At 53.2% G+C, this 13,099-nt stretch carries 12 protein-coding genes; 2 read left to right on the top strand and 10 right to left on the bottom strand.

The features are described from left to right. Nucleotides 1-44: 44 nt before the first annotated feature. Nucleotides 45-359, top strand: a complete 315-nt coding sequence (locus tag MJO52_RS05590) for an MGMT family protein (RefSeq protein ID WP_252084961.1) — start codon at nt 45-47, stop codon at nt 357-359. A gap of 42 nt (nt 360-401) precedes the next feature. Here the strand turns inward: MJO52_RS05590 and MJO52_RS05585 are convergent, their stop codons facing one another. The 8 genes from MJO52_RS05585 to MJO52_RS05550 form a co-directional block, all read right to left on the bottom strand. Further along, entirely contained in the window at nt 402-1,676 is a 1,275-nt protein-coding gene (locus tag MJO52_RS05585) for an AmpG family muropeptide MFS transporter (protein ID WP_252084960.1), read from the bottom strand. Nucleotides 1,677-1,971: 295 nt separating this feature from the next. Next, the gene (locus tag MJO52_RS05580) at nt 1,972-3,327 is read right to left on the bottom strand and encodes an AmpG family muropeptide MFS transporter (RefSeq protein WP_252084959.1); all 1,356 of its coding nucleotides are present in this window, start codon (nt 3,325-3,327) and stop codon (nt 1,972-1,974) included. A gap of 93 nt (nt 3,328-3,420) precedes the next feature. Next, nucleotides 3,421-3,996: a YbhB/YbcL family Raf kinase inhibitor-like protein gene (locus MJO52_RS05575; RefSeq protein WP_286037008.1), complete on the bottom strand. Its 576-nt coding sequence runs from the start codon at nt 3,994-3,996 to the stop codon at nt 3,421-3,423. Nucleotides 3,997-4,013: 17 nt separating this feature from the next. Further along, nucleotides 4,014-5,000: a threonine ammonia-lyase gene (locus MJO52_RS05570; RefSeq protein WP_252084958.1), complete on the bottom strand. Its 987-nt coding sequence runs from the start codon at nt 4,998-5,000 to the stop codon at nt 4,014-4,016. Nucleotides 5,001-5,095: 95 nt separating this feature from the next. Further along, nucleotides 5,096-6,523 (bottom strand): aldehyde dehydrogenase family protein, encoded by a 1,428-nt coding sequence (locus MJO52_RS05565; RefSeq protein WP_252084957.1) that lies wholly within the window; start codon nt 6,521-6,523, stop codon nt 5,096-5,098. Between the two features lie 173 nt (nt 6,524-6,696). Then, a complete protein-coding gene (gene ampE / locus MJO52_RS05560; protein WP_252084956.1) occupies nt 6,697-7,572 on the bottom strand; it encodes a regulatory signaling modulator protein AmpE in 876 nt (291 codons plus the stop codon). A 107-nt stretch (nt 7,573-7,679) separates the two neighbouring features. Beyond that, nucleotides 7,680-8,240 (bottom strand): 1,6-anhydro-N-acetylmuramyl-L-alanine amidase AmpD, encoded by a 561-nt coding sequence (ampD, locus tag MJO52_RS05555; protein WP_252084955.1) that lies wholly within the window; start codon nt 8,238-8,240, stop codon nt 7,680-7,682. A gap of 168 nt (nt 8,241-8,408) precedes the next feature. Continuing rightward, nucleotides 8,409-10,772: a DUF1631 domain-containing protein gene (locus MJO52_RS05550; protein ID WP_252084954.1), complete on the bottom strand. Its 2,364-nt coding sequence runs from the start codon at nt 10,770-10,772 to the stop codon at nt 8,409-8,411. A 482-nt stretch (nt 10,773-11,254) separates the two neighbouring features. Between MJO52_RS05550 and nadC the strand changes: the two genes are divergently transcribed. Then, nucleotides 11,255-12,109: a carboxylating nicotinate-nucleotide diphosphorylase gene (gene nadC, locus MJO52_RS05545; protein ID WP_252084953.1), complete on the top strand. Its 855-nt coding sequence runs from the start codon at nt 11,255-11,257 to the stop codon at nt 12,107-12,109. A 55-nt stretch (nt 12,110-12,164) separates the two neighbouring features. Here the strand turns inward: nadC and MJO52_RS05540 are convergent, their stop codons facing one another. Further along, nucleotides 12,165-12,911 carry a sulfite exporter TauE/SafE family protein gene (locus MJO52_RS05540; protein WP_252084952.1) on the bottom strand — a complete coding sequence of 249 codons (747 nt, stop codon included), beginning with the start codon at nt 12,909-12,911 and terminating at the stop codon, nt 12,165-12,167. 6 nt (nt 12,912-12,917) lie between these two features. Then, the gene (ccoS, locus tag MJO52_RS05535) at nt 12,918-13,094 is read right to left on the bottom strand and encodes a cbb3-type cytochrome oxidase assembly protein CcoS (protein ID WP_252084951.1); all 177 of its coding nucleotides are present in this window, start codon (nt 13,092-13,094) and stop codon (nt 12,918-12,920) included. Nucleotides 13,095-13,099: the final 5 nt, after the last annotated feature.

Here is a 13,099-nt window from a genome sequence, read left to right as displayed (position 1 = left end):
AAACTGAAGCTAACTTCCGGTAAATGGTTTAGCAGAGAAATTTTGTGAGCAAAGAACAAGCCAGCGATACACTTGCCAGAATATGCCGCGTTCTGGCCTCAATCCCATGTGGCCATGTAGTCACCTATGGGGATCTGGCGGAAATGGCCGGCTTCCCCAGAGCTGCACGACTCGCGGGCCAACAACTGAGGAAGTTACCCAAAGACACTGCTCTTCCTTGGCACAGGGTGATTAATGCCCAGGGCCGTATCTCGCTGCCAGAGCCCGGAGCCTCTCGCCAGCGGGAACGGCTGGAAAGTGAAGGGGTTAGTTTTCTTAAGGGACGGGTAGATATGGCGAAATATCGCTGGAAGCCCTAAATCAGGCATCCTCTGCACAGTCATGGAATGATCTTGCCACTATTAAGCCTCTTCGCCCTCGCCTCGCCAGGGGGCTACGACAAAGAGTAACAGCATCCCCGGCACCGCAAGCGCTGCGCACAACAGGAAGAAGTTGGTCCATCCCATAGACTCTACCAAGTACCCCGTGGAGGCATTGGCAAAAGTTCTGGGCAGGGAGGTCAATGCCGTAAAAAGTGCCAGTTGTGTCGCAGTGTGTAATTTACTGGTTGTTCGAGCAATAAAGGCAATAAACACCGCTGTCCCGAGCCCCACCCCTAAGTATTCAAAAGCAATCACCACTGCCAGTAACCAGAGGCTGGGCTTAAAGCCAGGGGTGCCAACCAAGCCCTCATTGGCTTGGGCCAGAATCATAAAGCCGAAGATCGAAACAAGCTGAATAACCCCAAAAATCCACAGGCACTTATTAATACCGATACGTACGATTAACAGGCCGCCTAGAAAGCCGCCAATTACCGCCGGCCAAAGTCCAGCATTTTTAGCAACAATACCAATATCTGTATTGGAATAGCCCATATCCAGGTAATAGGGTGTCGCCAGGGCTGTTGCCATACTGTCGCCCAGCTTGTAAAGAAACATAAATGCCAATACTAAAATGGCATGCTTAACACCGTTACGACCGAAGAATTCCACAAAAGGCAGGACAATTGCTTCGCGCAAGGACCTAGGCCGCTCCGCCGGGTGTTGCGGCTCAGCAACCATCAAGGTCATAAAAACTGCGATCAGCATAAAAGCTGCCGTCACCCAGAAGACCTGTCCCCAGGCCAGATGATCAGAGAGAATCAAGCTGAGAGAGCCCGGCACCAAACCGGAAATCCGGTATGCGTTAGCATGAAAAGAGTTACCGAGCCCCAACTCCCAGTCCGGTAGAATTTCCCGGCGAAAAGCATCCAGGACAATATCCTGGCTTGCACTAAAGAAGGCTACGCCAAAACACAGGGCCGCGATCGTCCAAATATTAAACTGAGGATTGAACATACCCAATGCGCCAATAAAAAGGATCAGCAGCAGCTGCATCACCAACATCCACCCTCGGCGGCGCCCCAGTATTGGAAACGCGTAGCGCTCCATAAGCGGCGCCCAGATAAACTTCCAGGTATAGGGCAATCCCAACAGGGAGAAGATGCCTATCGTCGCCAGGTCCACCCCTTCAGTTCTCAGCCAGGCAGGTACCAGCTGAATCAGCACAAACAGCGGCATCCCCGAGGAAAAGCCGGTGCCGATACAGATCAGCATTCTCCGGTTAAATACCGCTTCCCTGACTGTTTCGTGGGACATAGTTTGTCGCGTTTATTCGTTAACTCGGCAATTGAAAATGTGCGCTCTCCAATTAACACAGCGATAAACCCAAATGCGGGGGGAGTATTAGCGGCGCACAGGAGAGGTAGTGGTTTCCCCTCCACCAACATAGACACAAGCTGACAAAAATGCTCGGTGACTACCGTCACCCAATGCACAAATAGCTGGTAAGCAAAAACGCTAAAGGCCACGTTCAGTGGCCAAAAAGAAAATCGATAAGCCTTCGATAGGAAAAACGGAAAGTGAGGGGGTACCCTATGGCCGCGATAAGCCCTTAACCCGGCTGGGGCTGTTCTTCACTCCAGCCGCGTCTCTCCCGCCGCCAAAAATAGATAGAAAGGAATATGGCCGGCAGCCCCATTAGTGCCGCATAAATAAAGAACTGGGCGTAGCCCTGAGCATCCACCACGATACCGGAGAAGCCACTGATAAATTTACCCGGCAGCGTCATGAGTGAACTGAACAGTGCATATTGGGTAGCTGTATAGGCCTTATTGGCCAGGCTGGAAAGGTAAGCAACGAGCACAGCATTAGCCATACCACCACTGATATTGTCGGCACTAATCACCAGCGCGAGCCACGCCTTGTCCGGTCCTATCAGTGCAAGCTGAGCAAACAAGAGATTGGTACACGCCACCATCACTGCACCGAGTATTAATGGGCGCAGCACACCATAGCGAACAACTAAAACCCCGCCGAGAAAAGAACCGATAATGGTACAGAAAAACCCAAATAGTTTACTGATTTCCGCGATTTCAGTCTTGGTGAAACCCAAATCCAGATAAAACGGATTCGCCATTATCCCCATCGCAATATCGCTGAGACGGAAAATGCCGATAAAAACCAATAAAACGAGGGCAAAGCGACCATTGCGCTGAAAGAATTCAACAAAAGGGCACACTACAGCTCGAATAAACCACTGTTTCAGGCGGCCGTGCTCCCCCTTCCCCAACAGGCGTTCTTCCCACTCACTTTGCAGCTTATCTGCCTCTTTGTTCACCTTGCTGTGATCAGGCTCGGAGACAACCAAGCATGTAATCACCCCCACCCCCATGAGGGCTGCCATCATAAGATAAGCACCTGACCAGCTGAAAGCATCCGCAATAAATAACGCCCCGGCTCCGGCAATCAGCATTGCTACTCGGTAACCGAATACGTAGTTAGCCGCCATAGCACCCTGGTAATCTTCATCCATGGCCTCTATTCGGTATGCGTCAATTGCCACATCCTGCGAAGCCGAACAGAAGGCAACCCATAAAGCGAGCAGGGCTACTTCCATCAGTGATTGCTGCGGGTTAACGCTGGCCATACCCACTAGCCCGATAGCAATCCCCACTTGAGATACCAACATCCAACCGCGGCGTTTACCCAACTTATCAGTGAAAAAAGGCAATCGTAGTTGGTCAATAATTGGGGCCCAAAGCACTTTTATCGAAAAGGTAATTCCCACCCAAGCGAAGAAACCAATAGCTGTGCGGCTTACACCAAAATCTCTCAGCCAGGCGGTCAGGGTAGAGAAGACCAATAAGAGCGGAAGGCCGGCAGAAAAGCCAAGAAAAAACATGGTGAGTACACGAGGCTTAAGGTAAGCACCGAGGGCTTGCCCCCATGTCAGTTGCTGCTGCGACATATTCAACCTTTCCCCTTAAACCCCATAATTGGCCTTGGTAAAATAATGCGGGCAACTAGCCCGCACTTGGCCATCAATTTAGAACTGATGCGCTCAGTGACCCCACAGAACCTCGAGCTCGGCCTCCGCCAATTTATTGGCATTTACATTGAAACCCACTTTAGCGGGGGAGGAGTTCTCATCCAATGGCAGCGAGTCTACTTTCAGGGCATAGACTCGAAAACGGTAGCGATGATCGCCGTGCCCCTTTGGTGGACAGGCGCCACCATAACCGGGGTTGCCGTAATCATTGCGCCCCTGAACGGCCTCTGGTACCAAACCATTTTTCAGATCGCCCGCGCCCTCTGGCAAACTGGTTACCTCAGCGGGAATATTGAACATCACCCAGTGCCACCAGCCACTGCCAGTTGGCGCATCGGGGTCGTAAACCATTACCGCATAGCTTTTAGTTCCTTCAGGGGCGCCGCTCCAGCTCAGTTCGGGGGAGAGGTTTTCTCCGCCACATCCACTGTACACATGGGCCAGAGGCATTTTGCCACCGGGTTTTAATGAGCTGGAAGTGAGCGTCAGCTGCCCAGCTTGTGCAGCCATTGCCGCCAGGAAAAGGGCCGATGCCACCAGGCCCGAACTGAGTTTGCAGTAAATAAAGCGGCCAAATCCTAAATTCATATTCAATCGTCCTGTAGTTATTTTTCGGCTCCGGCCAACAAGCTCGAAGCCCGGTCCAAATCCATATTGCCGCCGGTGAGGACAATCGCAACATTCTTATTGCGAAAGCGCGCGCTGTGCTCTAGCACAGCTGCCAGGCCAACTGCCGCAGAGGGCTCAACCAATTGCTTGGTACGCGTCCACAACAGCTCCATTGCCCGCACGATACCATTTTCTGAAACTGTCACAATATCTCGCACCGTGCGCCGAATTACAGAGTAATTTCTGCGCCCCAGTGTGGTGCGTAGGCCATCTGCGATAGTTTGCGGCTGCTGGGTGGTGACATGCACACCACCACGTAGTGATCTCTGAGCGTCATCTGCGCCAGCGGGTTCCGCACCAATTACCAAGACATCTGGTGCCAGGGCTGCCATGGCCAAACCAATTCCGGCGAGTAGCCCTCCGCCCCCCACGGGTGCCAGGAGCACATCCGGAGTAAAACCCTGATCGCGGCATTGCTGTACCACTTCCAGGGCAACGGTACCCTGCCCGGCGATAATACGACTATCGTCAAAAGGCGGAACCACATGGGCTCCCGTCTCCTCTACTACGGCTTGCAGTGCGGTCTCGCGCTCCAATTGAGTAGGACCACAAATAATTATTTGTGCGCCATAACTCTGTACAGCCTCACGCTTAGCCCTGGGCGCCGTCTCGGGCATCACCACAATGCAGGGTAGGCCCAGCTCAGCAGCAGCCCAGGCCAAAGCAGCACCATGATTTCCCGAGGAGTGAGTCGCTACCACTTCAGCTCCAGCGGGCAGATTGGCAAGGGCATTGGTGGCACCGCGGGCTTTGAAGGCACCTACTTTCTGTAGGTGTTCACACTTGAACCAGAGGTTAGCGCCCCCCACTTGGTCGAGTAATTGGGAGCGAATTAGCGGTGTTCGGTGGACAGAGTCAGCAATGGTTTGCGCGGCACAAAAAACATCCGCACTGGTGGGTAGGTCATTACGATCCGAGGGCATAGCATTTTTATCTAAATAATTTTTGCTGAATGTACCAATTCAGCCCCCCAAAAAACCAGTAAAATCCCCGCTGCTGGTCACACTTCTCAGTATTTCTACTTCTGCAGCATTCTCAACAAACTGAATTTGCGTTTGCTGTAAGGGGCGTAACGTAAATTAACATCCAAAATATTTTTGCGCTTCATTACCGCTTTATAGTGGCTAAAAGTTTTAAAGCCATGTTCACCGTGATAACAACCCATACCGCTGGCTCCCACCCCACCAAATGGCAGATCTTGGGCCAGCATAAACATCATGCAGTCATTCACACAAGCGTTACCGGAGCTGCAGCTGGAAAGAATCCGTTCGGCCAAGCTATCGCTTTTAGTAAAAATATACAGGGCCAGCGGTTTTTCCCGCTGATTGACAAATCCCTCCACTTTTCCGAAGTCATCCAGTTCGACTACCGGCAGGATTGGCCCGAAGATCTCATCCTGCATCACTGAAGCTTCGAGATCGACGCAGCGCATCAGTGTCGGCGCTATATAGCGGTTGTCGGCATCTACCTCACCGCCATAAATAACATCTCCACCACTGAGAAGATCCGCCAGGCGCAGGGTATGCCGGCTATTGACGATACGTCCATAGTCCGAGCTCTTTTGCGGGTCCTCTCCGAACATTTTTGTCACCGCCTGCTGAATAGCAGGCACCAGGAGATCGGCGGTGTGACGGGTGCACAGCACATAATCCGGTGCGATACAGGTCTGCCCTGCATTGGTAAACTTTCCCCAAGCAATGCGGCGGGCGGCGAGTTCAATATCGGCATCGTCAGCCACAATACAGGGGCTCTTGCCCCCCAGCTCCAATGTAACCGGGGTCAGGTGCTCAACTGCAGCCGCCATAACAATCCTGCCGACTCTAGCACCACCGGTGTACATAATATGATCCCAGCGCTGCTCCAGTAACTTAGAGGTCTCGGCCGCAGCGCCTTCAACACAGGCAAAAGCGTCGTGGTCGAGGTAACGTGGCAGCAGTTCAGCAATCAATTGGGAGATACTGGGAGCCAGCTCCGAGGGTTTCACAACTGCGCAGTTACCCGCAGCAATCGCGGGAACCAATGGCGACAACAACAACTGCAAAGGGTAATTCCAGGCACCAATAATCAGAACCACCCCAAGCGGTTCCGGCTGGATGTAACTGTTTGCGGGCTGGGTCAAAAGTGGTGAGGATACTTTGCGAGGGCGAACCCAGCGCTTCAAGTGTTTCAGAGTATGTTCGATATCAGCGTAGAGGAAAGCAATCTCGGTCAGATAAGCTTCTTGTGGCGCCTTATGTAAATCTTCACCCAAGGCCTGAATAAAGCGGGATTCATTTTCACTGAGCATCTTGCGCAGTTGATTCAACTGCCGGCGTCTCCAGCTCAGTTCCACAGTGGCACCACTACGGAAATAAGCCCTAAGGCCAGCAACCAAAGCTGCGGTATTGCCACCACTTGCCACACTGAGATCTGACAGCATTTGTGCTTCCAGTAATGAAACCTTCAACCCCTACATCCTCCACTAAGTATATGTCGCCCGCAGCCAGGCAAAGAACCTGGATTTTGTAGCGGGCGCAATCTTCTTGGATACTGGTGTTAAGTCAAGTAACTGTTAGCAAATTAATCCCATTTTATAATTTTTTGTGGAACTTTGATTCCAATGGGTGCGAGTGTTCACATTTAGAAAAACAAGACAGTAAGTGCCAGTGCGGTAATCCACAGCAGTAGGGACCTGGATAGTAACGCCTGCAAACCTTCGATCTCCGCACCACTCTGGCGCTGGATATGGGAGAGATCTGCAGAGGCACTGCACTCACTGGCATCAATCCCTCCCAGGGCCCCCTCCAAATAGGATTCGAGAACCTGATCAGTATCCCGTTCCCGGCACATCAGGCACTGCCTCCAGGCCCTGTAACAGCCGGCAAAGTTACCGACAATGGCGAAACTTAGCCCCATCAACCTTACTGGCACCCACTCCAGCAACCACAGCCAGCGCGCGGCCACAGCCTCTCGTTCGGTTCCCCGAGCACGCTCCGCGTAAAGAGCGCTCAGGCGAAACAGCAGCGCCCCCGGAATACCCAGCAGGATAAACCAAAACAAAACGGCAAAAAGTCGCTCGAAAGCGGAATAGGCCGCTCCGCGAAATACCTGCTCATGCAAACGTCCGCCCTCGGCGGCACTCTCGTGAATTTCCCGCAACAGGGGGCGTGCCGCTTCGGCGGCCCCGTTAAAATCACCCCGATACCAGTTGCGCAGATAAGCACTCAAAGTCTCATTAAAATTTCCACGCCCCAGGCAATAGAGCAATAGAGGGACCCCTAGCAAAAGCCCCCCCAAAGCCCCAGCGAAAGATTGGGCAAAAGCCATTGCCAGCGCCGCCACCAGAACCGGCGGCAGGACGCTAAATCCGATTAGCAAGCCTTCTTTTCCCTGTAGCGGGGAAAGCCCCTCGATGTGGGTACTCCAGCGATCGAACCAGTGATCGCGATGTAAAGGCGCGCCCGATCCCCAAATTTGTACCAAACCTAAGGTCAATAAAATAATCAGCAAGGTCATAACGTTGCCGTGATAGTGCGTAAAGAAATTCAGTTACCGGCACAAAAGTGCCGAGATTCGATTGTAAGACTCTATTGATAAATATGCGCCAATAATACCGCTCACAATTACTCGGCGACTTTTTTTACGTGCCCCAGATAGCGCTGCCAGTCAAAGCCTGGGCCCGGGTCTAATTTGCGCCCAGGAGCTATATCAGAATGCCCGGTAATTTTATCGACTCCTATCCCTGGATAAGCCTGCATAATCGCTCGGGTAACTTCTGCCAGCGCCAGATACTGAGCATCGGTATAAATATCCGTATCCAGGCCCTCCAGCTCAATACCAATGGAAAAATCATTGCAGTTGCTGCGCCCCCTAAACTCCGACTTGCCCGCGTGCCAGGCTCGCCGGTCCAAAGGCACATATTGAGTGACGATGCCGTCGCGATCGATAAGCAAGTGGGCAGAAACCTGTAAAGCGGCAATTTCCGTGAAGTAAGGGTGGGCATCAATGTCCAACTGCCCAAGGAAAAACGTATCAATATAAGGGCCACCGTACTGACCAGGGGGCAGGCTTATGCTGTGAATCACCAGTAGGTCTACAGGGCAGTTATCCGGCCGGCTGTTGCAGTGTGGGCTGGGAACACGACGCACCCCTGATAACCAGCCGGAATCCACTTGATATTTCAATCTGCGATCTCCGCTCCAAAAAAACTACCAACCCGAGTAGCCCGGGATTTCAGCAGTAACCATTTTATGGAAGCGTTGATCGATATGCCAATCCGTTTGGAACTGTCTGACGACAGAAGTGGAAACCCGGTCTAGACTGCCGGGTATATGAAATTGCCTTTTTATTCCCTAACGCTGTTCACTGCGTTTTTTACGTACATTACCAATTACTGACTGCAAGGCGCGCTCGAACAGCATGCCGTCATCTAGGGGTAACAACTGTGCTGAGCGCAGGGCATGGGCCAGTTCCAGGCGGGCAAATTCCGCTACTTTGGCACCATTGCGATTTACAAAAATAAACTGGTCGATATCCCGGATCACCGCCGCCAAACGACAGCGGAACTGTTCCTCTTCGGATCGCTTCAGCTCGAACCAGCTTCCCTGAGCCAGGCGGAAGGTCATCTGCCAGTGGGGATCGTCTTCATCGAGTTGTGCCAGTCCCTGCTGCTCCTCAGTAACCGGGGCGACTTCAGCTTGGGCCACCGCCTGCTCTATCTCTTCCATAGGCGGCAGAGCAATTTCCTCCTTGGCTTCGGCACTATCAACCGCTACCCGATCCTCAGCCAAGGCCACTTCAGCTTCTGGCGATTCTGCAACTGCTTCAATCTTGGCTGTTTCAGCCGGTGTTTCCGCCACCACCTCTACGGCAGTAGCCGCTTGAACTTCCCTGGCTACCTGCTCTTTGACTAAGCGCTCGCGCTCCTCTGTTAAGCGTTGTGCCAAGGCGAAGCGCTCGCGATAAATTTCCTTAAGGCCGGCAAACAGACTACGGGCCTCAAAGGCATTGTAGGAAAGCGCCTCAATACCTTCCCTCAGGCGCTCCTGCAAAGTTGGCAGAAGGCTCAAAAGCTGCTTGCGTGCTTCCGGCATCGGCGCCTGCACACTCCAGACCAGGTCTCGAGCGGTGCGCACATCGCGACTCCAGGCCTCACTGTCAGTACCCTCTTTAACGCAGGTGAGGAATAAAACGTTATTCCAAACCTTATTGAGCCAGTCCTGCACAACCGGCGGCAGATCGCGCTCCGCCACCAACGCATCCATAACAGCGGCAACGCGCGCTCGTGCGGCCTGGGTTTTTGCACGGCCATCGGCCTCATCCACCACCCGGCGTTCTAGCATCTCGGCGCGTTTGCGCTCGCGGGCTATAAACTCACGCAGGGACTCCAACAAGGCTGAAAAGATATGAATATCCTGATCAAACTCATTCAGGGCACGCTCAACAATCTGGGAGATTTCCCGGTAAAGAGGGTCGGACTCATAGTTTTCCGGAGCCTGCCAACCCGTGGCTGCATCGGCGAGTTCGTTGAGCAGCTTACGTGCGGGGTGCCCCCCTTTACTAAAGAATGATTTATCGGCGATAGCCACCTTTAGCAAGGGCAGCTGTAAACGACCCAACAAGGATTTAATGGGCGTTGCCAGGCTGCGATCTTCCAGGATAAAGGAGAACAGCATCTCCACCAGCTTGATAACATCACTGTCCACTTTCGCCAGCGATGCCGCTTGGTTTGCCTCTACCAAACGCTGCTGTAATAGCTCACCCACATTGAGCAATTGGGCCGTACCACCGCCCTGGTAATGAGCTCCGCTCTGTAAGGCGCCCAGGTGGCTGAGCAGATCTCCCGCCGGCATGGGGGTCATACCAGCTGTAGCAGGTACTAGGCCCGGAGCAACGTGGCCGCTAACTGGAACGCCTGAAGCAACCGGCCCCTGCCCCTCAGCCGCAGCATGGCCGGTACCCACTGTAGTCTGGGCACCACCTGACACCGGCGTAGAATGTGCAGCAGGCCGTTGGCGCGCCGCACGCTGTTGCTCCCTCAGAGAGGGCAATACTCCCTGCTCCACCAACAACTGGTTACAAAAATCATAAAACCCCCGCAGCTGTTGCATAACAAGCTGCTCAAACTTTTTCAACAGGGTGAGGCGGGCGCGAATATGTAGATCGAGGGGTTGGATTGCCTCCACAAAGGCGTCGCAAATAACATCGGGCCCCAAGGGGTTGTTCTTGTCGTAAATCTTAACCGAATAAAGGGTATCCAGGCGCAGACACAATTCCGTTAAAGGTTCTGCAAAATCGCGTTTTGCAGAAGCCACCATGGTATCTGCAGCCACCAACTGCTCTAGATCATCGTTGTGGACCAGTGACAGGTTATCTGGAGCAAAGCTGGGTGTGTCCTGAGCCTCCTGGCGAATCTGAAAAGCCTGTTGGACATTGCCGATGAAGTTTTCTGCAATATTGCGGCGCTCAACCCGCAACAGGCGCAAGGCTTGGAACAATCCATCTTGCTCTTCCTGACCATGGGCACGCTCGGCCATGGCAAAAAGTGAGTCATCCACTTTGCCAAACAGTGACTTGACCCGCTCGAATAACTCGGCGCAAGCCTTCTCCTTCAACATTGCAACGGCCGATGGAAGCACCATGGCTTTACCTGCAAGCGCCGTAGATCGCTCTGCGCTTTTCTCTGAAAGGGAAACTACCTTGCTGGATTCACTCATTTCCAAGAGGTCCTTCAAATACCATCCGGCTATTACGTATTTGCTGGCTTAAATCTTGTTGGCCGCACAAGTCGCGGTAAATAACCAAGCCTTACTTTTTACCCACACCACTTCTATCAATCAGTGGCAATAGGTTGGGATACACATCGCCACCACTAATTAAAATTAATCGACATCTTGCTTGAGAAAAACCAATAACCTCTTGATTTTGCTCAGATTTCAAGCTTTTTAATGCAGGTAAATTGAATAGTGAAGACAGGGATAACGTGCACCTACGCCGATACCCATCCGCCTTGGATTTTACCCATGATAACTGCCCTATTGACACAGTTTCGCGACACATTTGAGACACTTGTCACAGCGAAATGTTGGGGCAGCTGCTATCGGGAAAAATACATGCAAAGGAGTGGCATGGACCCCCAGGCAATCCAAATCCCATGGGTTTTGGTAAACTGCCCGCGCGTTTATTTCGAGGTTTGCCAATGCACCCTAAAGACTCCACCATCCCAAACATCATGACCGACCTACAAAGGGCTGTGCGAACGGCACTGGAGGAGGATATTGGCGATGGCGATATCACCGCCCAGCTGATCCCCGCTGATCGCAGTGCCCGTGCCCGCGTGATCACCCGTGAGGACTGCACCCTGAGCGGGCGCGCCTGGGTTGAGGAGATCTTTCGACAACTAGATCCCGACCTGCAATTAACCTGGCATTTTACTGATGGCGATAGAGTTTCCGCCAATAGCGTGATTTTTGAACTCGAGGGCAATGCCCGCACAATCCTCACCGGCGAGCGCACCGCGCTTAACTTTCTGCAGACCCTGTCCGGCACAGCAACCACTGCCGCAGAGTTCGCCGCACGCGCCACCGGTACCGAGGTAAAAATCCTCGATACCCGCAAAACCATCCCCGGCCTGCGCAGCGCGCAAAAATATGCCGTACTGTGCGGCGGCTGCCACAATCACCGCATCGGCCTCTACGACGCTTTTCTTATCAAGGAAAATCATATCGCCGCTGCCGGTGGTATCGACAAGGCCGTAGCCCAGGCGAGAACGATCAAACCGGAGGCACTGGTAGAGGTTGAGGTGGAAACTCTCGAAGAACTCCAGCAAGCGCTAGATAGCGGTGCAGATGTAATAATGCTCGATGAATTCAACGATGCGGACACCCGCAGTGCTCTGGATATGGCCAAGGGGCGCGCGAGAATTGAAATTTCTGGCAGTGTAGATCGGGAGCGAATCGCACAGCTGGCGGAACTGGAGGTCGACTACATATCCTCTGGCAGTTTGACCAAGCACCTGCGTGCGGTCGACCTATCGCTGCGTATCGAATTTTAGATTTGAAGGGGCACAGTGCTGCTACTGCCGTGCCCCACAAGCCCGCCAACAACAATCAGTGATGATGGTGGTGGCTTTCTTCCTGTGGCTTCTCCTCAACAGATTCTACGGCATTCATAGCACCGTGATTGCTGTGATCTCCGTGCCCCCCATGGCCGAGAGCGCCCCACAATGTCCAAAAGCCAAACAGCATAATCGCAGCGGCAAACCCCAGACGCACCCCTGGCTTCTGCACGAAATTACGCACCTGTACGGCGGCGGCGCCAGTGGCCAACATGGCTGGCAAGGTGCCTAGGCCGAAAGCAAGCATTGCCAACGCCGAGCGCTCCGCGCTGCCCTGGGCCAAAGCAAAAGTCAGGGCGCTGTAGACTAAACCGCAGGGCAACCAACCCCACAGAGAACCCAGTGCAATAGCCTGTCCCGCGGAACGCACCGGCAACAACTTAGCGGAAAGCGGCTGAACATAGCGCCAGAGATAGCTACCGCCCTTCTCAAGCCACACCAGGCCGCGCCAGATGCCCGCTACATAGAGCGCCATCACAATTAACATTATTCCTGCAGCAAACCGCAACGGTGTCAGCGCCGGAATAACGGCAGCCCCCAGGGCACCGGCCAGGCCACCCATCAATGTGTAACTGGCAACGCGCCCCAACTGGTAGGAACCCAGTTGCACCCAGGCGGTCTGCCTACCTGGCACCGCCATGCCCAGCGCGCCAGAAATCCCTCCACACATACCAATACAGTGACTACTGCCGAGAAAACCGATGGCGAGCGCAGCCGCCAAAAAACCCCAATCCCCCACGAACTACTACTCCTTTTCCTCAGTCTTTGTGGATGATGCCTGCAGATCATCTTCAAACAAGATTCGTCGTCCCTCCGTCTCCAGATCGTCATATTGGCCGTTATTTACGGCCCAGAAGAAGACTTTTATGGCGAGAGCAACAAATACCACCGCAATAGGAATCAGGAAATAGAGACTGTCCACGCTTC

The organism is Microbulbifer variabilis (assembly GCF_023716485.1).
In the GTDB taxonomy this organism is placed as follows: Bacteria; Pseudomonadota; Gammaproteobacteria; order Pseudomonadales; family Cellvibrionaceae; genus Microbulbifer; species Microbulbifer variabilis_B.
This window is presented reverse-complemented; position numbering and strand designations above follow the sequence as displayed.